Annotated in this window: 17 protein-coding genes; 10 read left to right on the forward strand and 7 right to left on the reverse strand. The window is 37.5% G+C overall.

Annotated features, from left to right (window positions below; all coding sequences use genetic code 11):
- Positions 1 to 8 precede the first annotated feature (8 nt).
- From rsxB to QUD79_RS06665, 3 genes are all read right to left on the reverse strand, one after another.
- A complete protein-coding gene (rsxB, locus tag QUD79_RS06655) occupies positions 9 to 563 on the reverse strand; it encodes an electron transport complex subunit RsxB (protein WP_184424413.1) in 555 nt (184 codons plus the stop codon).
- Positions 563 to 1,144: an electron transport complex subunit RsxA gene (gene rsxA, locus QUD79_RS06660; RefSeq protein WP_184424412.1), complete on the reverse strand. Its 582-nt coding sequence runs from the start codon at positions 1,142 to 1,144 to the stop codon at positions 563 to 565. The genes rsxB and rsxA overlap by 1 nt, the downstream gene beginning before the upstream one ends.
- Before the next feature lie 489 nt (positions 1,145 to 1,633).
- Positions 1,634 to 3,508, reverse strand: coding sequence for an EAL domain-containing protein (locus QUD79_RS06665; protein ID WP_184424411.1), 1,875 nt, complete (start codon positions 3,506 to 3,508; stop codon positions 1,634 to 1,636).
- Between the two features lie 947 nt (positions 3,509 to 4,455).
- Here QUD79_RS06665 and rimP point away from each other — a divergent pair.
- The 9 genes from rimP to QUD79_RS06710 all read left to right on the forward strand — a co-directional run bounded on the left by rimP (position 4,456) and on the right by QUD79_RS06710 (position 16,129).
- Positions 4,456 to 4,914: a ribosome maturation factor RimP gene (gene rimP / locus QUD79_RS06670; protein ID WP_184424410.1), complete on the forward strand. Its 459-nt coding sequence runs from the start codon at positions 4,456 to 4,458 to the stop codon at positions 4,912 to 4,914.
- Positions 4,915 to 4,953: 39 nt separating this feature from the next.
- A complete protein-coding gene (gene nusA, locus QUD79_RS06675) occupies positions 4,954 to 6,450 on the forward strand; it encodes a transcription termination factor NusA (RefSeq protein WP_184424409.1) in 1,497 nt (498 codons plus the stop codon).
- Positions 6,451 to 6,474: 24 nt separating this feature from the next.
- Positions 6,475 to 9,129 (forward strand): translation initiation factor IF-2, encoded by a 2,655-nt coding sequence (gene infB, locus QUD79_RS06680; RefSeq protein ID WP_184424408.1) that lies wholly within the window; start codon positions 6,475 to 6,477, stop codon positions 9,127 to 9,129.
- A gap of 106 nt (positions 9,130 to 9,235) precedes the next feature.
- On the forward strand, positions 9,236 to 9,646 hold the full coding sequence (gene rbfA / locus QUD79_RS06685; RefSeq protein WP_184424407.1) for a 30S ribosome-binding factor RbfA: 411 nt from the start codon (positions 9,236 to 9,238) through the stop codon (positions 9,644 to 9,646).
- Between the two features lie 3 nt (positions 9,647 to 9,649).
- Positions 9,650 to 10,606, forward strand: coding sequence for a tRNA pseudouridine(55) synthase TruB (gene truB / locus QUD79_RS06690; protein ID WP_184424406.1), 957 nt, complete (start codon positions 9,650 to 9,652; stop codon positions 10,604 to 10,606).
- A gap of 147 nt (positions 10,607 to 10,753) precedes the next feature.
- Positions 10,754 to 11,023 carry a 30S ribosomal protein S15 gene (rpsO, locus tag QUD79_RS06695; RefSeq protein ID WP_184424405.1) on the forward strand — a complete coding sequence of 90 codons (270 nt, stop codon included), beginning with the start codon at positions 10,754 to 10,756 and terminating at the stop codon, positions 11,021 to 11,023.
- Positions 11,024 to 11,290: 267 nt separating this feature from the next.
- A complete protein-coding gene (pnp, locus tag QUD79_RS06700; RefSeq protein ID WP_184424404.1) occupies positions 11,291 to 13,420 on the forward strand; it encodes a polyribonucleotide nucleotidyltransferase in 2,130 nt (709 codons plus the stop codon).
- Between the two features lie 399 nt (positions 13,421 to 13,819).
- Positions 13,820 to 14,704, forward strand: a complete 885-nt coding sequence (gene nlpI, locus QUD79_RS06705; RefSeq protein WP_184424403.1) for a lipoprotein NlpI — start codon at positions 13,820 to 13,822, stop codon at positions 14,702 to 14,704.
- A 15-nt stretch (positions 14,705 to 14,719) separates the two neighbouring features.
- Positions 14,720 to 16,129 (forward strand): tetratricopeptide repeat protein, encoded by a 1,410-nt coding sequence (locus QUD79_RS06710; protein ID WP_184424402.1) that lies wholly within the window; start codon positions 14,720 to 14,722, stop codon positions 16,127 to 16,129.
- 11 nt (positions 16,130 to 16,140) lie between these two features.
- On the opposite strand, the gene QUD79_RS06715 is transcribed toward QUD79_RS06710, so the two are convergent.
- Positions 16,141 to 16,353 carry a hypothetical protein gene (locus tag QUD79_RS06715; RefSeq protein ID WP_184424401.1) on the reverse strand — a complete coding sequence of 71 codons (213 nt, stop codon included), beginning with the start codon at positions 16,351 to 16,353 and terminating at the stop codon, positions 16,141 to 16,143.
- A 159-nt stretch (positions 16,354 to 16,512) separates the two neighbouring features.
- Here QUD79_RS06715 and QUD79_RS06720 point away from each other — a divergent pair, with 159 nt between their 5' ends.
- Positions 16,513 to 18,153 (forward strand): SufS family cysteine desulfurase, encoded by a 1,641-nt coding sequence (locus QUD79_RS06720; RefSeq protein WP_184424400.1) that lies wholly within the window; start codon positions 16,513 to 16,515, stop codon positions 18,151 to 18,153.
- A 10-nt stretch (positions 18,154 to 18,163) separates the two neighbouring features.
- Here the strand turns inward: QUD79_RS06720 and tcdA are convergent, their stop codons facing one another.
- From tcdA to QUD79_RS06735, 3 genes are all read right to left on the reverse strand, one after another.
- Complete coding sequence (tcdA, locus tag QUD79_RS06725) at positions 18,164 to 18,952, reverse strand: tRNA cyclic N6-threonylcarbamoyladenosine(37) synthase TcdA (protein ID WP_184424399.1); 789 nt, start codon at positions 18,950 to 18,952, stop codon at positions 18,164 to 18,166.
- Between the two features lie 478 nt (positions 18,953 to 19,430).
- Positions 19,431 to 20,813 (reverse strand): IS4 family transposase, encoded by a 1,383-nt coding sequence (locus QUD79_RS06730; RefSeq protein WP_286288804.1) that lies wholly within the window; start codon positions 20,811 to 20,813, stop codon positions 19,431 to 19,433.
- A 150-nt stretch (positions 20,814 to 20,963) separates the two neighbouring features.
- Positions 20,964 to 22,250 (reverse strand): citrate synthase, encoded by a 1,287-nt coding sequence (locus tag QUD79_RS06735; RefSeq protein WP_184424737.1) that lies wholly within the window; start codon positions 22,248 to 22,250, stop codon positions 20,964 to 20,966.
- Between the last annotated feature and the right edge of the window lie 107 nt (positions 22,251 to 22,357).

Genomic DNA, 22,357 nt, shown 5'->3' on the forward strand with positions numbered 1-22,357 from the left:
TTATACACCTAACTAATTTGTTCAACTGGGATGCTATTGAGATCCCATTGCCAATTGCGCGTGTTTTTGGCAATCGGTTGCATAATAATACAGTCAACTGGACACGGGGCTACGCATAAATCACAACCAGTACACTCGTCACTAATAATTGTATGCATTTGTTTGGTGGTACCAATAATGGCATCTACAGGACATGCCTGAATGCATTTTGTACAACCGATACAATCTTCTTCAATAATAAAGGCAACTTTAGGCGTGTTATCGACTTCATGACTTTCATCAAGTGGTTGAACATCTACACCAAGTAAGTCAGCAATTTTTTTGATAGTATCATCGCCACCTGGCGCACACTTGTTGATGGCTTCGCCATTAGCGACAGCTTCAGCATAGGGTTTACAACCAGGGTAACCGCATTGACCACACTGAGTTTGAGGTAGTAAATCATCAATTTGCTCTGCTAGTGGATCACCTTCCACTTTAAATTTTATAGAGGCAAAACCAAGTAGGGCGCCAAAGCTTAATGCTAAAGCACCTATAATTAAAATGGCGATTAATACACTCATTAAAGCTTCACCAGTCCAGTAAAGCCCATAAATGCCAACGACATAAGGCCTGCAGTAATCATAGCAATAGCTGCACCTTTAAATGGGGTAGGAACATCAGCATCAGCAAGTTTTTCTCGCATAGCTGAAAACATAATTAACACAATTGAAAAGCCAACCGCAGCGCCAAAACCATAAACGATAGATTCAAAAAAGTTATGTTGTTCGTAGGTATTAAGTAAAGCGACACCAAGTACAGCGCAGTTTGTTGTAATTAATGGTAAAAAAATACCTAATAATCGATATAAATTTGCACTCGTTTTATGAACTACCATTTCAGTAAACTGCACTACAACGGCAATAACTAAAATAAATGATATCGTAGTTAAGTACTCTAACCCCAAAGGGGCAAGAATATAGCTATTGACGATGTAGCTTAATAACGACGCTATAGTCATCACGAAGGTGGTCGCAAATGACATGCCTATCGCAGTTTCTGTGCGGGAGGAAACGCCCATAAAGGGGCACAAGCCTAGGAACTTAACTAAAACGAAGTTGTTCACTAAAACGGTGCTAATAAGTAACAGTAAGTAATCTGTCATGAAATAGTGGCTATTTATTTGACTATGCTGATTATTATCCGATTTTCTTAGCTAATAAACAACAGGTCAGGTGTAGGGTTATTGCAATTAATTATGATTCTGGAAAGTAATACTGTAAAAGCACCACTTTTTAGGGTGACTTACCATTGAAAAACTCACGTTAGAATTAATTAACGTGAGCTTGGTGTTATTAAATAACCCTAACTCTGGATAATGGATGTACGTTTAACGCATATAAAAGTTATACTATGCAATATTTTAGATTAATTTCCTTAGTACTAAGTGCAAGTTTACTACCAATGCTATAAGTGTTGTGTAAATCAGGGGTGATTTGTGTACCTAGTAACTGGCTATTATTAGCAAAGTAACGTAGTAGTAAATTAACGTTTTTTTAGTTCCAGACAAAAACCAAGTACCTACGTCCATGCAGGCAACGCAGATACTCATAAAGTCGGAGGTTTTGTGTACTTAGCTTATCCTGGATACAGGTTAAATAGGCTCAGGTTTGCCGATATAAAAGCCTTGGCAACCGTCAATAAATAACTTCTCTAGCGTAAACTTTTCTTCTTGTGTTTCGACACTCTCAGCTAATACAGTAATACTTAGGCGATGAGCTAAATCAACCATTAACCTCAAGAAGTATTGGTTGTTTTTATCTTCATCAATATCACGTGTATAAGTGCTATCCATTTTTATGAAGTCTGGTTTTAAATCTCTGAAAAATTTAAAAGAGGTTAAACCAACCCCAAAACGTTCAACTGTTAAACGAGAACCGACACGGTGAACCATATCTATAAAGCGTTTACTTGTTTTAATGTTTTGCTGTAAACCATATTCAGTGATCTCGAAAACTAGCTTCGAAGCAATAGCTGAGTCTTTAAGTAATCGACGTTCTAACCAAATTAAAAAGTGTTCATCATGAATAGTCCTTGCACTGAGATTTATACCAAAATGATGGTCAGACATATTCTTTTGTTTTATTTCTTCAATCGCTCGATCAACAATCATGCGGTCAATTGCTACAATTTTATCTAATTTTTCAGCCATAGCGATAAATGATGCCGTAGGTAGCATTTCATCATTTGAATTAAGAAACCTTGCCAACACTTCACTATAAACTTTATTATTTCGGCTACTTGGTTTTATATGCTGAACCAGCAACGTTACTCGTTGGTTTTCTATAACGCTATCAATCTCTTGACGCCAGTTTTGATTGCCATAACTGGCGCTACTACTTTCTAATATTTCGCTGTCTTTTTGCGCATACCACGCATTAATTTTTTTGGTTTGCGCAATGCTAATACCTGTGTCAACTAACGCTAAAAGTTCACCTAGCGGTTTGTCTGTATCAAAAGCAACAAGACCTGTATAGGCAACTGAGTCTAAATCTGAGGCTTGCTGGTAATGGTTAAACTGGTCTGTAAGTAACTGAGCGTATCGTTCAGCTTCCTGCATTTTTACGTTGGGCAAAATAGTGGCAAAGTCAGAGCTATTTAGGCGAAACAATTGTGCACCTTGATAACGTGCTACTGTACTTTTCATGATATCAGCGACTTTACAAATATAATTGTCACCTTCATTGTAGCCATGTATTTGGTTAATGGTTTGTAATTCAGAACAGCGTGTAATGGTCAAAACACCAAATTTTACCGATTCATTTTGTTGATCAAAAAACTGCACAAATCGACTTCTATTATCAAGTTGTGTTAGCGGCTCTACATAAGCTTCTTTTTCAAGTTTTGAAGTACCCTCAATATGTTTGTTAAGTAGTGCTTGTAGATCAGTTAATATAGTTTGAATACTTGGTAGATTTATTACCCCACTGTATTTACTATCTTTTTGCTTTGTATTAGGGCTTATAATGCGATTTATGCCTAGTTTAATTTGTTCACTAACTTGGGTGATCACTTTTGTGTAGCGATTTAAACTTAACCAACCTGCAATAATGGAGGCAACAATGCTAAATACAAACACAGCTATAATAAAGGACATCAGAAAGTTAATTTCGTTAGTGACACTTATCTGAAAGTTAATTGATAAGTTATCCTTCGTTGTTAAGCTTGTACGGCTAGGTAGAAGAAACTCTTCAAAAAAAGATAACGGCTTAGCTATCGCTAATAACGCATCTTGCTTGCTATTTTTTATAATTAAGGTTTTATAGTTAAAAGCACTGTTTAAGTGATTAAATAATTGCTGATATTCAATGTTTTCTATCGCTGTAATTTGAGTCAATAACACCCTGTGTTGCTGCTGTTGCTCAATAAAAAGTTGTTGAACTAAAAATACAGCAATGGCTGAAGTTGCTAAACTAAATAATAAGCCAAATATAATATTGCGAAATAACAACTGCGAATATGTATACATAGTTAACCTTGCATTCTTAAATTATTATAAATTAGTGCGATCTAGCGCTATAAGTTAGATTAATTCAATTGACTGAATAAGCAACTAAATTGTGTGTAAAAATACTTTTTTCTACATGTATTCAGATATTAAGTGCATTTATAGCATGATTAGTGGCTATTTCCTAAGCGAAATGTATTAGAGCAACTAGATAGCTGTAATATTACTTAACCTGAGTTTTGGACAACGGATGTGCGTGCGCTACCTATAAAGCTATATTTTTCAATTGTTTTTGTTAATTTAGTCGTATTTTTATTGGTTATGTATCAATGTTATAAGTTTGAGTGAATCAAGGCGAGTTTGCGTACTTAATCTCGAGCTATTACTAGTAGGTTTAACGCAGGTACGCGCAAAAGTCGTGACATTGACGTGCATAGCTTATCCAGAGCTCAGGTTACTTATATACAAATACTGGTAGTAGTGCTTATTTATAGTAAGCATAGTAAAAATCATAGCTATTTGTTGGATCAAGCATTTACTATGGGGTTGGGTTGTAAATTGCGACTTTATCGAAGCTGCAGTGGATATATTTGATTTGGTCTTGCGTAATGACTCGCTTCACTATATAATTCGCGGCATCAAAATATAGCAATATGTCACTGTAGAGTTAAAGGGTAACCTTTAAATTTATTATTGTTATCGCAAATAAATTACGTTTTTATTTGTTGTCGTGGGTTCAGTGAATAAAGCCCCGAATTTTGGGGTTTTTTTGTATCTTACGATTGGTGAGATACGTAAAATCAATATTACTGTTGGGCTATTAGCCCTTTTTTTGTTTATGGACTTTTATACCAATTGGACTAAGTAATTACACGGCTTAGCAATGTATTAACAGACTTTAATGGCCTTGTTACATTAAAGTAGTCAATTGATTAGTCCAAGTGGTATCTATTTATTGGAGAAGTTGATTGGCTAAGTTTGAGCATAAATTAACAGATATGTTACGTCCTGCTGTAGAAGAGGTAGGAAAAGAATTACTTGGGGTTGAATTTATTAGTGCAGGTAAACATTCAATTCTACGAATATTTATTGACCATGAAAATGGCATTAATGTTGATGATTGTGCAGAAGTTAGCCGCCAAGTAGGCGCTATTTTGGATGTTGAAGATCCTATTAGTACTGAATATAGCTTGGAAATTTCATCGCCAGGACTCGATCGACCATTGTTCGATTTACCTCATTTTCAAGAGGTTGTTGGTGAAACTATTAATGTAAAGGTTTCAATGCCACTTAATGGTCGAAGAAAATTTAAGGGCAAGTTAGTGTCTATTGAAAATGACACCTTGATAATAAAAGTTGATGGCGAAGAGTATGAGCTTGTCTTTAGCAACATAGACAAAGCAAATCTTGTACCTAATTTTGAATAATTAATTTGAATTAAAACGAATAACGTAAGGCTAAAAAGCATGAGTAAAGAAATATTACTAGTTGTAGATGCCGTATCTAATGAAAAAGCATTACCTCGTGAAAGTATTTTTGAGGCAATGGAAACCGCTTTAGAAACTGCCACTAAGAAAAAATATGAAGGCGACATTACAGTCAGAGTAAGCATTGATCGCAAAACCGGTGAATTTGACACTTTTCGTCGTTGGTTAGTTGTTGATGACTCAGATGAGCCAGTTGAACATCCATATTCAGAAATTGGATTGGCTGCAGCACAATATGATGATCCAGAACTTAACGTGGGTGACTATGCTGAAGAGCAAATTCCTTCAGTAACTTTTGACCGTATTACGACACAAACAGCTAAGCAAGTTATTGTACAGAAAGTACGTGAAGCAGAGCGCGCTTTAATCGTTGATGCATACCAAGACCAAGTCGGTGAGATAATTACTGGCGTTGTTAAAAAGGCAAGCAGAGACAGCATAATTCTAGACTTAGGTAATAACGCTGAAGCGATTATTTATCGTGATGATATGTTACCTCGTGAAGTGTTTCGACCAGGCGATAGAGTACGTGGTTTACTTTACGCAATAAAACCAGAAGCACGTGGGGCTCAATTGTTTGTTAGTCGCACAAAGCCAGAAATGCTAATTGAACTTTTCCGCGTAGAAGTGCCAGAAATTGGTGAAGAAATGCTGGAAATTAAAGGTGCAGCTCGTGATCCAGGTTCACGCGCTAAAATTGCTGTTAAAAGCAACGATAAGCGTATTGACCCAGTGGGCGCATGTGTTGGAATGCGAGGTTCTCGCGTCCAAGCCGTTTCAGGAGAATTAGGTGGCGAACGTGTAGATATCGTTTTATACGATGATAACCCTGCACAATTTGTTATCAATGCAATGGCACCAGCTGAAGTTGCTTCAATCATTGTTGATGAAGACAAAGGCACCATGGATATTGCTGTAGAAGAAAGTAATTTAGCTATGGCTATTGGCCGTAGCGGTCAGAACGTACGTTTAGCTAGTCAATTAACAGGTTGGGAACTAAACGTGATGACGGTTGATGCAATGAATGAAAAGCATCAAGCGGAAACAGATAAAGTGCTTTCATTATTTACAGATAAACTTGATATAGATGAAGATTTTGCCACATTACTTGCTGATGAAGGTTTTACTTCATTAGAAGAAATAGCCTATGTGCCAGTATCTGAATTATTAGAAATTAACGGTATGGACGAAGATATCGTTGAAGAGTTAAGAGAAAGAGCCAAAGCAGCTCTAACAACACAAGCATTAGCAAGTGAAGAATCACTTGAAAATGCGGAACCTGCTGAAGATCTTCTAAACCTTGAAGGTTTAGAGCGTCATTTAGCATTTGTGCTAGCAAGTCGTGGAATTATTACACTAGAAGACTTAGCTGAACAAGGTGTTGATGAAATAGCTGATATTGACGAACTAGATGAAGCGAAGGCCGGTGAACTTATCATGGCAGCTCGCAACATTTGTTGGTTTAACGAAGAATAACTATAGCCGGGAGAACTTAATAAGATGGCAGATGTAACTGTAGAAGAGCTCGCCAAAGACATTGGCGCACCGGTTGAGAGATTAGTGAGCCAATTGGCAAACATTGGAATGAAGAAGTCAGCTTCTGATTCAATCACTCAAAAAGAAAAAGAAGCACTTTTAGATCATTTGAAAAAGCAACACGGTGACGAGACATCATCAGAGCCAAGTAAAATGACGTTAAGTCGTAAGAAGAAATCAACGTTAGTGCTAGGTAGCGGTAGTAAAGCTAAGTCAGTACAAGTTGAAGTACGTAAAAAACGTACTTATGTTAAACGTACTGATATTGAAGAGCAACAAATCGCAGAAGCCGAAGAGAAAGCTCGTTTAGAAGCAGAAGCGAAAGCTGCTGAAGAAGCTAAGGCAAAAGCGGAAGCTGAAGCTAAAGCAATTGAAGAAGCAAGAGCAAGAGCCAATGCAGAAGCTGCTGCGAAAGCTAAAGCAAAAGCCGAGGCAGATGCTAAAGCAAAAGAAGCGGCTAAAGCTAAAGCAAAAGCTGTAGAAAAGCCAGCAGCACCCGCAGAAAGCGATGAAGCTAAAAAACTACGTTTAGCTGCTGAAAAAGAAGCAGAGGCAAAAGCAGAAGCGGAAGCTAAAGCCGCTGCTGAAGCTGCTAAAAAGCTTGCAGAAGAAAACGAAGGTCGTTGGAAAGAGCAAGAAGCTGAACGTAAAAAACATGAAAATGATATTGTTCATTTAACTTCTTCTAAATATGCGCAAGAAGCTGAAGATAAAGTTGACTCTGAAGATGAAGGTTCACGCCGTCGTCGTAAGAAAAAAGCAGCTCAAGACAATAGAAACAATAAGTTTGGTAAAGGTAAAGGTAAGAAAACTTTATCCGCACCACAAAGTTTACAACATGGCTTTCAAAAGCCTGCAGAAACTAAGCTTAATGAAGTACGAATAGGTGAAACAATTTCTGTTGCTGAATTAGCAAACAAAATGTCAGTTAAAGGTGCTGAAGTTGTTAAGGTGATGTTTAAAATGGGTGCTATGGCAACCATAAATCAGGTAATTGACCAAGAAACTGCAGCTTTGGTTGCAGAAGAAATGGGACGCGAAGTGGTGCTTGTTAAAGAAAATGCACTAGAAGAAGCGGTATTGTCTGATCGTGGTGATTCTGGTGAAGCTATTACAAGAGCACCTGTTGTAACTATTATGGGACACGTTGACCATGGTAAAACATCATTACTTGATTATATACGTGAAGCAAAAGTAGCTTCAGGCGAAGCTGGTGGTATTACACAGCATATTGGTGCATATCACGTAGAAACAGGTCATGGAATGATCACTTTCTTAGATACTCCAGGTCATGCTGCGTTTACTGCAATGCGTGCTCGTGGTGCTAAAGCAACAGATATTGTTGTTATTGTTGTTGCTGCTGACGATGGTGTAATGCCTCAAACAATTGAAGCTATTCAGCATGCTAAAGCCTCTGAATCACCTATTATTATTGCTGTTAATAAGATGGATAAAGAAACTGCAGACCCTGATCGTGTAAAAAGTGAGTTATCACAGCACGATGTTCTTTCTGAAGAGTGGGGTGGTGAGGTTCAATTTGTTCATGTTTCAGCAAAAACTGGTTTAGGTATTGATGACTTACTTGATGCTGTATTACTTCAGTCAGAAGTACTAGAGCTTACTGCTGTTGTTGATAAAATGGCAAGTGGTGTTGTAGTTGAGTCTAAACTTGATAAAGGCCGTGGTCCAGTGGCTACAATACTTGTTCAAGAAGGTACATTAAATCAGGGCGATATTGTGTTATGTGGTTTAGAGTATGGCCGTGTAAGAGCAATGCGTGATGAGTTAGGTAGAGACATTAAAACAGCGGGTCCTTCAATTCCTGTAGAAATTCTTGGTTTAAGTGGTGTTCCACAATCAGGTGATGAAGCAACTGTTGTTAAAGATGAAAAGAAAGCACGTGAAGTAGCACTTTATCGTCAAGGTAAATTCCGTGACGTTAAGTTAGCGCGTCAGCAAAAAGCTAAGCTTGAGAATATGTTCTCAGACATGGCTGAAGGCGATGTGTCTGAAGTGAACGTAGTACTTAAGTCCGACGTTCAAGGCTCTTTAGAAGCAATTTCAGATTCTTTAGTTAAATTGTCAACCGATGAAGTTAAAGTTAAAATTATTGGCTCTGGTGTTGGTGGTATTACTGAAACCGATGCGTCATTAGCTGCTGCTTCAAACGCTATTGTTGTTGGTTTTAACGTGCGAGCAGATGCTGCAGCACGTAAAGTAATAGAAACTGAAAACCTAGATTTACGTTACTACAGCATTATTTATCAATTAATTGACGAAGTTAAGCAAGCAATGAGCGGCATGCTTGCGCCAGAGTTTAGACAAGAAATTATTGGTCTTGCTCAAGTGCGTGATGTGTTTAAATCACCGAAAATTGGTGCAATTGCTGGCTGTATGGTAACTGAAGGTATTATAAAACGTAGCGCACCTATTCGTGTATTACGTGATAATATTGTTATCTACGAGGGTGAACTAGAATCATTACGTCGTTTTAAAGATGATGTACAAGAAGTTCGTAACGGTACTGAATGTGGTATTGGTGTTAAGAACTATAATGACGTTAAAGTGGGTGACCAAATCGAAGTATTTGAAACGGTTGAAATTCAACGCACGTTATAATTCTTTAATTTACGTTTAGTGTTTGAAAGGTGGGGGCTATGCCCCCATTTTAATCCCAATATTTACCCGTCGGTATTGTTGGGATTTTTAATTTATAGGAGTTCCCATGGCAAGAGAATTTGCTCGTACCGATAGAGTCGGTCAAGAGATTCAAAAAGAAGTTGCGATGATCATTCAACGAGAAGTAAAAGACCCTCGTTTAGGCATGGTAACGGTATCTGCAGTCGAGATCACTCGTGATCTTGCTTATGCTAAAATTTTTGTTACTTTCTTTACTTTAGAAGGGCAAAATATTGATGAATCAATAACTATTTTAAATGAAGCTGCTGGTTTTATTCGTACATTACTGGCTAAGCGTATTAAAGCGCGGATTATGCCTGAGCTAAGATTTATTTATGATCAGTCTATGGTTGAAGGTGTACGAATGTCGACATTGGTTGATCAAGCTGTGGCTGAAGATGAACGCCGCTCAGGTAGCGTAGAGTCTAAAGATGAAAACGATACAAAGGACGATTAATTAATGGCTAAACGAAGAAAAGGCCGTCCGATCAATGGTGTGCTATTACTCGATAAGCCTTATGAAATGTCCTCAAATCATGCATTACAGCAGGCAAAACGTATTTACTTTGCGCAAAAAGCAGGGCATACAGGCGCTTTAGACCCTTTAGCAACTGGAATGTTACCGATATGTTTTGGTGAGGGAACTAAGTTTTCACAGTTTTTATTAGATACTGATAAAACCTATCAAGTTACTGCAAAGCTTGGTATTCGCACAACTACAAGTGATGCTGATGGTGAGGTTGTCAGTGAAAAAACTGTAGATGTGTCAGAACAACAGTTAAATAATGCATTAGAGACTTTTCGCGGTACAAGTAAACAAATCCCTTCAATGTATTCAGCTTTAAAATATCAAGGGCAACCTTTATATAAGTATGCACGAGAAGGTATTGAAGTCCCGCGTGAATCGCGTGATATTACAGTGTTTAGACTTGATCTACTCCGCTTTGAAGGGGATGAAGTTGATTTAGATATTCATGTCTCTAAAGGTACTTACATTCGTACCATTATTGATGACTTAGGTGAATTGCTAGGCTGTGGAGCACATGTTGCTCATTTGCGTCGAAGTGCAGTAGGTAATTATCCGACTGACAAAATGGTGACAATGGCACAACTAGAAAAGTTATTAGAACAAGCGAAAGCTGATGAAATAGCACCGTCAGTATTACTCGACCCGCTCTTATTACCAATGAACACAGCAGTAGATGGATTACCTGCAGTTTATATTGATGATATGTCAGCTAACTTTTTACGCCATGGTAACCCTGTACAAGCTTCTGGGGCACCAGCTGACGGCTTGGTACAAGTATATGTTACAGATAGCCAAAATGCTGAAGAGCACGAGTTTATTGGTGTTGGAGTAATAGATAATGACGGTTTAGTAGCACCCAAAAGAATAACCGTAGTAGAAGCTTTATAGGCGCTAATGTTATAATTGATAAAAGAGTTGCTTTGGCTATTTATACTGGTAGAATACGCGCTCTTCATTATCTTGCTGAATTAGTGTTTGGCTTGATAATAATTTTTATACCTTCGGGTATTACTATTTAAACACTAAGGATTTATTATGTCTTTAAACGCCGCTGAAAAAGCTGCTATCGTTGCTGAATATGCACAAAGTGAAGGTGATACAGGTTCACCAGAAGTACAAGTTGCTTTGTTAACTACACAAATCAACCACTTACAAGGTCACTTTAAAGCGCACATCCATGACCATCATTCACGTCGTGGTTTATTACGTATGGTAAGCCAACGTCGTAAATTACTTGATTACTTAAAAGGCAAAAACGTTGAACGTTACACGTCTTTAATTGGTAAATTAGGTTTACGTCGTTAATTTCGACACAAACAGAATCATTAAAAGGAGCCTATAGGCTCCTTTTTTCTTTTAATACCCTTATAAAACTTAAAAACAAGCAATTTTACTTAATCTAACTGGCAAAAAGTGGCTAGGTAAGTATAATATGCCTGCGATTTTCAAATCGTATAAATTTTAATTGTAAATAATCCGAACTGTATAATTATCTGTTGTTCTCAAGGGTTTACGTTGAGTCAATAAATAATTGTACAGATTGGATACATCCGAAAAAATAAGGAACAATTTATGTTCAATACTGTTACAAAAACATTTGAGTTTGGTCAACATACCGTAACCCTAGAAACGGGTGCTATCGCTCGTCAAGCAACGTGTGCTGTTATGGCAAGCATGGACGATACTAGCGTATTAGTTTCTGTTGTTGGTAAAAAAGAAGCAAAAGAAGGGCAAGACTTTTTCCCTTTAACGGTAAATTATCAAGAGCGTACTTATGCAGCAGGTAAAATTCCTGGTGGTTTCTTCAAGCGTGAAGGTCGACCTTCAGAAGAAGAAACATTAATTGCACGATTAATTGACCGTCCAATACGTCCATTATTCCCTGAAGGATTTACAAACGAAGTTCAAGTAATTATCACTGTAGTGTCAGCTAACCCAGAAATTGCACCTGATATTATTTCATTATTAGGTACTTCTGCTGCTTTAGCTATTTCAGGTATGCCATTTAGTGGTCCTGTTGGTGCAGCGCGTGTTGGTTATACTGACGGTAAATACCTACTTAACCCATTACAATCTGAGTTAGCAACTTCACAATTAGACTTAGTAGTTTCGGGTACTGACTCTGCAGTATTAATGGTTGAGTCTGAAGCCGATGTATTATCTGAAGAAGTAATGCTTGGTGCGGTTGTATATGGTCATGAGCAAATGCAAACAGCTATCACAGCGATTAAAGAAATGGCTGCAGAAGTTAACAATCCGAAGTGGGATTGGGAAGCGCCTGTTAAAAATGCTGATTTAGTTGCTAAAATTGCTGAACTTTCAGAAGCACAAGTTAACGAAGCTTATCAAATAACTGAAAAGGCTGTTCGTTATGAAAAAATTGCAGAAATACGTAATGCTGTAATTGAGCAATTACTTGCTGACGATGCAGAGTTAAATGTTCAAGAAGCAAAAGACTTATTTCATGATTTAGAAAAAACTGTAGTACGCGGGCGTATAACTCAAGGTTCTCCACGTATTGATGGTCGCGATCCTGAAATGATCCGTGCATTAGATGTAATGACAGGTGTATTACCTAGAACTCATGGTTCAGCTGTATTTACTCGTGGCGAAACACAAGCATTAGTTACCGCTACTTTAGGTACACAGCGCGACGCACAACGTTTAGACACCATTATGGGTGAAAAAACTGATAACTTTATGTTGCATTATAACTTTCCTCCATATTGTGTGGGTGAAACTGGCTTTGTTGGATCGCCTAAACGTCGTGAAATCGGCCATGGCCGTTTAGCAAAACGTGGCATGTTAGCTGTAATGCCTTCTGCAGATGAATTTCCTTATGCTATTCGTGTTGTATCTGAAATTACAGAATCGAATGGTTCGTCGTCAATGGCTTCGGTTTGTGGTACTTCGTTAGCATTAATGGATGCAGGTGTACCAATTAAAGCATCTGTTGCTGGTATCGCTATGGGTCTAGTAAAAGAAGGTGAAAACTTTGTTGTACTTTCAGATATTTTAGGCGATGAAGATCACTTAGGTGATATGGACTTTAAAGTTGCTGGTACAACTGAAGGTATTACTGCACTTCAAATGGATATCAAAATTGAAGGTATTACTCAAGAAATTATGCAAATTGCTTTAAATCAAGCAAGAGCTGCTCGTACACATATCTTAAGTGTAATGGATGAAGCAATAAAGGGACACCGTGACGATATCTCAGAATTTGCTCCACGCATTCATACCATGAAAGTAAGTGTTGATAAAATTCGTGACATTATCGGTAAAGGCGGCGCAACAATTCGTCAACTTACTGAAGAAACAGGCACAACCATAGAAATTGAAGACGATGGTACGGTAAAAATTGCAGCGACAGATGGCGAGCAAGCTAAAGATGCAATTGCTCGAATTACTGCATTAACTGCTGAGATTGAAGTTGGCACTGTGTATACAGGTAAAGTAGTACGTATCGTAGACTTTGGTGCTTTTGTAAATGTACTTCCAGGAAAGGATGGTTTAGTTCATATTTCTCAAATCTCAGAAGAGCGTGTTAACGCAGTAACTGACGTACTTACTGAAGGCCAAGAAGTAACTGTTAAAGTACTTGAAGTTGACCGTCAAGGGCGTGTTCGTTTAAGTATGAAAGAAGCTGCTGAAAAACAAGCAACTGAAGCGGCTACTCCTGCAGAAGATGCTGCAGAATAAATTTATTCAATAATAAAACAATTTTGTTTTAATAAAAGGAGCTTCACAGCTCCTTTTGTATTGATATTAACTTTGTATTCAGAAAAAATTAAAACTTTAGAAGCCAGGTATAATTGTTAAAAAAACATCTGCTTTCGGTGAAGTTACTTTCTTTTGCTAGCTTAAATTAATAAACATACACTCAGATAGTTTAACTGATTAAATAACGTTATTTAAGTCGTTTAGCTTTTTCTAAATAATGTGATAAAGATTGTGTTTGGAATCAATTTAACGACATTGCTTTCACAACTTGTTACTAAAAAATTGGGTTAAGATTAAATTGGTTCGTTACTCGCCTTTTTATTGTCCGTCGTTTGGGTATATAATCGAGTTAAGTAGGTTAAAAGGTCAGAGCATTTAGTGAAATTATATTATCGTGTATTAATTCTTGGGCTTCTATTATCAAGTCAAGCGTGTTCATCATTATCACAAGAACGAAGTGTTTCAGGTCAACTGGTTATTGCTGAGCCTGTAGAAATTAATTATAAGAGTGAAATCGCATTAGCGCGCATGTCTGAAGTAATTCAACGTGCAGAAATAACTGACGATCAACGAGCTCAGCTCTTCTATGATCGTGGCGTTATTTATGACAGCGTTGGCCTGCGCTCTTTGGCGCGTTTAGACTTTAATCGTGCGTTGCGATTAAAACCAGATCTAGTCGAGGCTTATAACTTTTTAGGCATTCACTTTACCCAATTACAAGAATATACCCAAGCTTATGATTCGTTAGATTCAGCCATCGAATTAAACGCTGAACATGAATTTGCATACTTAAATCGTGGTATTGCACTTTACTACGGTGGACGACCAAGTTTAGCGGTAGAAGACTTAAAGGCGTTCCATAGTAATAGATTAGATGATCCTTATCGAGTGTTATGGTTATATTTGGCTGAACGCGAAATATCTACTGAGCAAGCATTAGCTAATTTACACAAGCGAGCCGAAAACATTGAAGATAGAGTTTGGGCGAAAGAGATTATTAACCTTTATTTAGGTAATATATCGCAAAAACGCTTTATGACTAACTTAGTTAAAGGTGTAAATACTAATAAAGATTTAAGTGATCGCTTATGTGAAGCGTATTTTTATCTCGGCAAAATTAATCAAATAAACGGTAACGTACATGATGCAGCAAATTTCTTTAAATTAGCATTAAGCACTAATGTTTTTGAATTTGTAGAGCACAGGTATGCCAAACTAGAACTTGATTTATTGAGAGAAAGCTCAGCAAATAAAGTATTATAGTGATTGTTGACTTCGGTGATGAAGAAAGTTTCGCTAGTGGCATGCTTAGTAATAGGGCTTGTTACTATCTGTGTATTTTTTTACTTACCTTTAATTCATTGGGCTTTAGACCGTCAACTCATTTCTACTGAAAACCTTAGTGTTTTAGCAAAACTGGATAAAAAAAATTACTATTTAACTCAATATCATTATAGTGAGATAGGTGACGATAACTGGCGTAAATCAAGTAGATATTTATCTGAATATGATGGTGATGTTGCTTACTCACTAGCTAACTATTACCGGTCTTTAAAAAAAGTTGACCATGCAATATTTCGCTACCAACAAGCTTTTGAGCTAGGTAATTTAAATGCAGCTCAGCCTTTAGCTAATTACTACCTTAAGCAAAAACAATGGTCTAAATCATTAGCAATTGCTAAAACGCAAACTCAACATTTTTGGGCCCAAGCACTTATCGTAAATATTGCAATCAGCCAAGGAAGTTTGTCAGAAATAACGAGTATTAAAAATCAAATACAACAAACTGAACAAGGTAGAGCGTTGTTTAGTACTTTACAAAAGTATCAAGTATTCAAGCCAAAGTTACCATCTAATATTGACTCGAAAAGCGACTGCTTAAGCTTACAGCTTTTTGCTACTACCCTTAACGATTTAAACCATGCTTCAGACTTAATATCTCAAATTAGTAAAACCGATGTGGGTCAGTACTTTTGCTTTCCAACACCTCGATATATTACCCAAAGTGAACTAGTGTGTCAGCATGCAGCAGATCAGGCTATCACATGCAATGAGGCAATATGGCATCAATATATTGGAAGTATTAATAGTCAATATTTAGGCGTGTTAGTACCAAAGGGCGGTGCAAATGTTCATTCTGGTATTGTATATTTAGACAGAAATGATGATGTTGATGTATTTAAGCATGAGTTGCTGCACCTTTTAGGGTTTGTTGATGAATATCCTCTCCCCAAAGACCATCCGTTTTGTCATAGTACACAAGCGAGTTCACATAATGTTGTGGTATTAGACAAGGCTCATCAGGGAGAAAGAAATCAAATCAGAACGAAAGTCTTAGAAAACGTACCTTGGGCAAAAATGATCAAATCGACAACACCCATTCTTCAAAAAAATACCACTGGTTGGCAAATTGGAACACCTCGTGAGCATGCGGGTGAAGTAGGGTTGTTCTTTGTTAATACTTGTCAAACCGACACGTTAATCTCAGTTAAACCTATAGCGAATGCTACAGCACTAACATATTTCGAGCTGCCATTACCTCCAGAATATAAAGCATTACTTTCAAGTAGCGTTCGTAAATACCTTATGCCAAGCTTTCATTATAACATCAGCGCAGCATTAGATGATAAGGGCGACCATATTGGTGCCCAAACGTGGCGAAGTGAGGCTGTAAAATTTCATAATTAAACCAACAGGCTTTACACTGGGTTTTCTACTTTTTGTGTAGCTTTTTCTTTTTCACTAGCATACTGTTTATCGTATTTACATGAAACGTATGTGGAGTGCTGTTCTTGTGTGTTTTGCCTTACTTCGGCTATAGGCCACATTCCTTCCACGTGTGACGATTTTTCGGTTACCGAGGGTGATAATTTTTTTTGTTTAGTGGCTAAATACCATGAAAATAATGTCATTATTATATCTCGCATTGTACTTTATATAGTTATAGTAGAATTTGAACAAAAGACCTAATATTTGCAGCGGAATTGGCCAAATAATTTAATCTATGTTTCAGGGGATATGTTACGTTATAATGATGACAATAATATTATGTTTACTTGTCAATTACCTACATGAAAAACTTTGAAATAAAGCAATTTAGACAGCAATTCCCTATATTAAAGACAAATGTAAACCACCACCCGCTTATCTATTTAGATAATGGCGCTACTACACAAAAACCTCAATGTGTAATTAATGAACAAAATGATGTTTATTGCCTTAGTAATGCAAATGTTCATCGAGCATCATATCAATTAGCTGCTGAGGCAACGGCTAAATTTGAACAGGCACGTATTACTGTTCAACAATTTATTAATGCCAGCAAATCAAGTGAAATAATTTGGACAAAAAGTTGTACCGAAAGTATCAATTTAGTGGCGCATTCTTGGGGGAGTAATCAATTAAACAAGGGCGATGTTATCGTGCTAAGTTATGGTGAGCATCATGCAAACATAGTACCTTGGCAAATCGTTGCTGAAAAAACTGGTGCAGTGATCAAAGTTCTACCATTGAATAAACAAGGCACAATTGCAATTGAGTCGCTGGTAGATATTATCTGTGAAAAAACTAAAATAGTATGTGTAAGCCATATTTCAAACGTTATTGGTAAAATTAACCCTATAAATAAAATCATTGCTAGGGCCAAGTCTGTTGGTGCATTAACATTAATTGATGGTGCGCAAGCTGTTGCAAACATTAGTGTTGATGTGCAAGCACTAGACTGCGACTTTTATGTTTTTTCTGCCCATAAAATGTATGGACCCACTGGGGTGGGTGTACTGTTTGGAAAAGCGCACTTACTTGATAGTATGCCTCCATATCAGGCTGGTGGTGAAATGATTGAACATGTAAGTTTTTCTGGGACGAGTTATCAGCCGTTGCCATTTAAATTTGAAGCAGGCACACCAAATATTAGTGGTGTAATTGCTTTTTCAAGAGCCATTGAGTTTATCAACGAGTATCAGTTAACAAATACCCATGAGTATAAAAAAACGTTATTAAATTATGCTTTCGAGCGTTTAAGCTCAGTACCAACACTCAAGTTTATTGTTGAAGGTAAGCCAGATATTGCACTTTTTAGTTTTACCTTAGCCGAAAACTTGCAAGATGTAGCAAGTCAGTTAGATTTGTTTGGCATTTCAGTTAGAGTAGGGCGGCACTGTGCCATGCCATTATTTGAGTTCTTAAATATTAATGGCTGTATTCGCCTCTCTTTAGCCCCATATAATACATTATCTGAAGTAGATGTTGTCGTTGATAAACTTACTTACTTAAGCAATATAAAAGACAGTGCTGTTAAACAGGCACAAGATAACGCTGGTGTTCAAGAAATAATAAGTACATTTCGTCAATTAAAAGGTTGGGACACAAAGCACCGTGAACTAATGTTACTCGGTAAAAAATTACCACGAATGCCTAAATCAAAGCGAAGTGACAGCACGCTAATACAAGGTTGCGAAAGTGCTGCTTGGTTAACGTATTCAAAAGATATTAATCATTTATATTATTTTCAAACTGATAGCGATGCTAAAATTATAAGGGGGTTGTTAGCGGTTGTACTTTTAGCTTTTAATGGGAAGTCAGCAGCAGAAATTCTAAATTTTGATATAAACAATTATTTTAGCCAGTTAGGACTATTAAAACATTTAAGCCCTTCAAGAGGTAATGGTCTGTTGGCAATAGTGGACAAAATTAAGTCAATTGTAAGCTAGCGTACCAATTTTATACTGAGAGTGCTTTTTTTAAGTATTTTTTTATACTTGCACCTACAGCAAAAAAGGCAAAACTAGCAGTAACATGTGTTGCAGCGCCAAACCCGTTATTACAATCAAGGCGTAAGGCACCTTCTTGCTGCTGTTTGCTATGGCAAACATTTCCTTTACTGTCTGGATACATTAACTGCTCTGTTGAAAAAACGGCATCTATAGCAAACTTACGTTTAATATTGCGGCTAAAGTTAAAGTCGCGCCTTAGCTGGTTACGTACTTTAGCTAATAATGGGTCTTGGTAAGTTTTACTTAGATCAGTAACTTGAATTTGACTTGGATCTGTTTGGCCACCGGCCCCGCCTATCGTCATAACCGCAATTTTTTGCCTTTTGCAGTGCGCTATTAGGGCAGTTTTTACATTAACTGAGTCTATTGCGTCTATTACATAGTCAAATGTTTGATCAATAGTTTCAGTTAAGTTTTCAAGGGTAATAAAGTCTTCAATACAAGTAACTTGGCAGTCGGGATTAATCTCATATATACGCTCAGCCATTACCTCAACTTTACTTTGACCTATAGTTGAGTTCAATGCGTGAATTTGACGGTTAATGTTGGTGATACAAATGTCATCAAGATCGATTAAAGTTAACTTACCAACACCTGTTCTAGCGAGTGCCTCAGCAACCCAAGAACCTACGCCACCAATGCCAATCACACAAAAATGCGCTTGTTGTAGTTTTTCTACAGCATTAACCCCATATAAACGAATTATACCGCCAAATCTTTCTTGATACTTAGACATAAACCCATAACATACTAAAAAAGTTGAGCGCAATTATATCAAAACGAAGCTATTTGACACCACAATTATCATTTTAATCCCTTACTCAAAATTTTTTAGAGAAAAAATTGAGTTAAATGACTAATAATTACATACAGTGTAAATATTTTGTTAAATAAATGTTTTTATAATGTTTGTATTATCGTGTTGTGTTTTTTATTTGTTTTATAACAAAGTAACAATCTGTATAAATATTCACTTTTTGATAAATAAAATTAGCATTTATTCAGTAATTATTGTCTTTATAAAATACAGAATGTATGCTTTTTGTGCTTGATAATGAGAGAAGATTAGGAGTGATGATCTACGCTAAACCTTTTTAAACTAATTCTTTGACTGCTTTAACTGCGTATAAAGTAGAACATTTAATTAATGCACTTGAAATAGTATGGGAATTAACGTTGAGGTAATAAAAAGGCCGCTGACGCCTGTCTCTTGATCACATTTTCAGATCAAGAGATTGGGCTAATTCATAGCCTTCAAGGATGGTTTGCAATTTAAACCATCCTTCCCATAATCGCTCCCACCCGACACGGCCATTACGTTTTGAATCGTGCCAACCCGCTAACTTCCCAAGGTTAATGTAAGCCCAATAAAGGCTTGGTGCCGTTGTCGGTGGTTTTGATTTTTCTCGTTTTGTCCATAGCAACTTCCACGCTAACGGACTTAAAACCGTTTCACAACTATGCTTTTCTGCTTCTTTCTTATTAAGGCCAAGGTAACGAAGTTGATGAAGGCGTGCGGCAATAAACGCTAATATCACAATCACCTTTTCTAAATTGTCTTTACTTTGCATACGTAAATCTTCTACTTGAGTACCGCCGCTTTTCCACGCTTTGTGGAACTCTTCAATTAACCAGCGTTTTTCATAGTAGGTCAATACTTTTTCGGCTTCCTCTTTGCACGTCACAGGCTCAGATGTTAACAGGTGCCAACTTAATCCTTGGTCATTGTTTTCTTCCTGACAACCCACATAATAGAGAGATACCGAAGCGCCTTTTTTATTCGCTGGCATTTTTACATCAACTTTGGCATAACGTATTTGACAAGAAGCCTCCCGCGCTTTGCGTCCGCCTTTTTGCCTCACCGAAACAATACGTTGACCTGCTGATTTTAACGACTCACTATATTGATAAAGTTTATTTTCACTTTGTTCAATGCAACGACTCTGCATTGAGCGCACGACAAAACGTTGCTGCCTCGCTGTTTTATAAGTCAGGTATTCAATAATATCTGACTCTCTATCACACACTGAAATTACCTTATTCATTGTTGAACCTAGACGGGGAGTCATCGCTTCTGATGCTTGCTCCCACTTATAGCTTTCTTTGTCTTCGTACGCTCGGCTGGCATGGCGATTATTTTGGCCGTACAAACTGACGTCTCGTGTCCATCGTTTTTGCTCAATCAGACCAACAACATGCTGCTGCTCAGGGGCAAATAGCAATACGGAATGAGCATGCATGCCACGCGAACGCTTATTCGAAGTGGTATGCCCCATTTCATCGCGAATCGTTTGATGTTTAAATTCAAGTGATGTGGTGTCTTCTAAAGCAAGTAGGCAATCATAATCTTTAACTTTTGCTGCTGTTGCCTTAAAGCCAGCCTCAGCTATAGCTTGAGCATCAATAGCTTTATTACGAGTAAAACGATAGGCCGCTTCAATATCGGCTGTGGACGTAGATGATTGCACGAGTGATTGCCCTAACTTGTTGGAAAGATTAGAGGCTAACACAACAAGTCGTTTAGCTCTGCGGGTATCGCCCAATTTTGCATGTAAAAATGTTTCTTCTGCCCATTGCTCTGAACTTGTTGTAAACATAGAAATCCACCTCATCACTGAATAAATGGATCAGATCACGTTCTGTACAATAAGTTCATAAAAAAATCCCTCGATTTTTATCGAGGGATTTGTGTAGGAAAGACAGGCTGACGCGACCTTTACAAAAGAACAATAAGGAATTAACGAATACTATCTATTCTTTAATGGAACAAATTCGCGGTTAACTTCGCCAATGTATAATTGACGAGGACGACCAATTTTCTGTCCTGCTTGTCCTAGCATTTCATCCCAATGTGAAATCCAACCTACTGTACGCGACATGGCAAATATTACAGTAAACATATTAGTAGGAATACCAATTGCTTTAAGGATAATGCCTGAGTAGAAATCTACATTTGGATAAAGCTTTTTCTCAATGAAATAAGGGTCTTCTAAAGCTACTTTTTCAAGGGCCATTGCTACGTCTAGTAATGGATCTTTAATACCTAGCTCTTGTAATACCTCATGACACGTTTCTCTCATAACCGTTGCGCGCGGGTCAAAGTTTTTATAAACACGATGACCAAAGCCCATCAGACGGAATGAATCGTTCTTGTCTTTTGCTCTAGCTACAAACTCGTCAACACGATCTAGGGAACCTATTTCTTCTAACATTGTTAAACAAGCTTCGTTAGCTCCGCCATGAGCCGGCCCCCAAAGTGATGCAACACCAGCAGCAATACATGCATAAGGGTTAGCACCAGAAGAGCCCGCTAAACGTACAGTTGAAGTTGATGCGTTTTGCTCATGATCAGCATGTAACGTAAATATTCTGTCCATCGCACGAGCTAAAACAGGTTTAACCTTGTAATCTTCCGCCGGAACAGAAAATAACATATGTAGAAAGTTTTCTGCATAGGTCAAATCGTTACGTGGGTAAACGAAAGGTTGACCAATGCTGTACTTATAAGCCATAGCTGCAATCGTTGGCATTTTAGCAATTAAGCGATGTGCGCTACGGGTACGTTGGTCTTGTGCATGAATGTCTAAATCACTGTGGTAAAAAGAAGACATAGCACCTACTACACCACATAACATCGCCATTGGATGCGCATCAGGTAAGAACCCTTGGAAAAAATGGGCTAATTTTTCATGTACCATTGTGTGGTTCGTGATGATACTTTTAAACTCATTATATTCTGTTTTACTCGGGGCTTCCCCGTTTAGCAGTATGTAACAAACTTCAAGGTAGTCAGCTTGCTTTGCTAGGCTATCGATAGGATATCCGCGATGCTCTAACACGCCTTTATCACCATCAATAAAGGTAATAGCAGATTCACATGACGCGGTAGCTAAAAAGCCTGGATCATATGTGAAATAGCCTGAGCTACCCAAAGTTCGAATGTCTATTACATCGTTTCCAGCACTACCTTTTAAAATTGGTAAGTCTGAAATAACTTTACCATCGATACTGAGAGAGGCTTTTAAATCAGCCATAATGTTTTATCCCCTATTTATAAATCTTGTCATCTGACTAATTGAAAGTTTAGTCAGTTTTTCTGAATATTCTGAATATAAAACTGGTCGTTATTCTACTTCAAAAC

Origin of the sequence: Thalassotalea piscium (assembly GCF_030295935.1) — a bacterium.
Taxonomy (GTDB): Bacteria; Pseudomonadota; Gammaproteobacteria; order Enterobacterales; family Alteromonadaceae; genus Thalassotalea_B; species Thalassotalea_B piscium.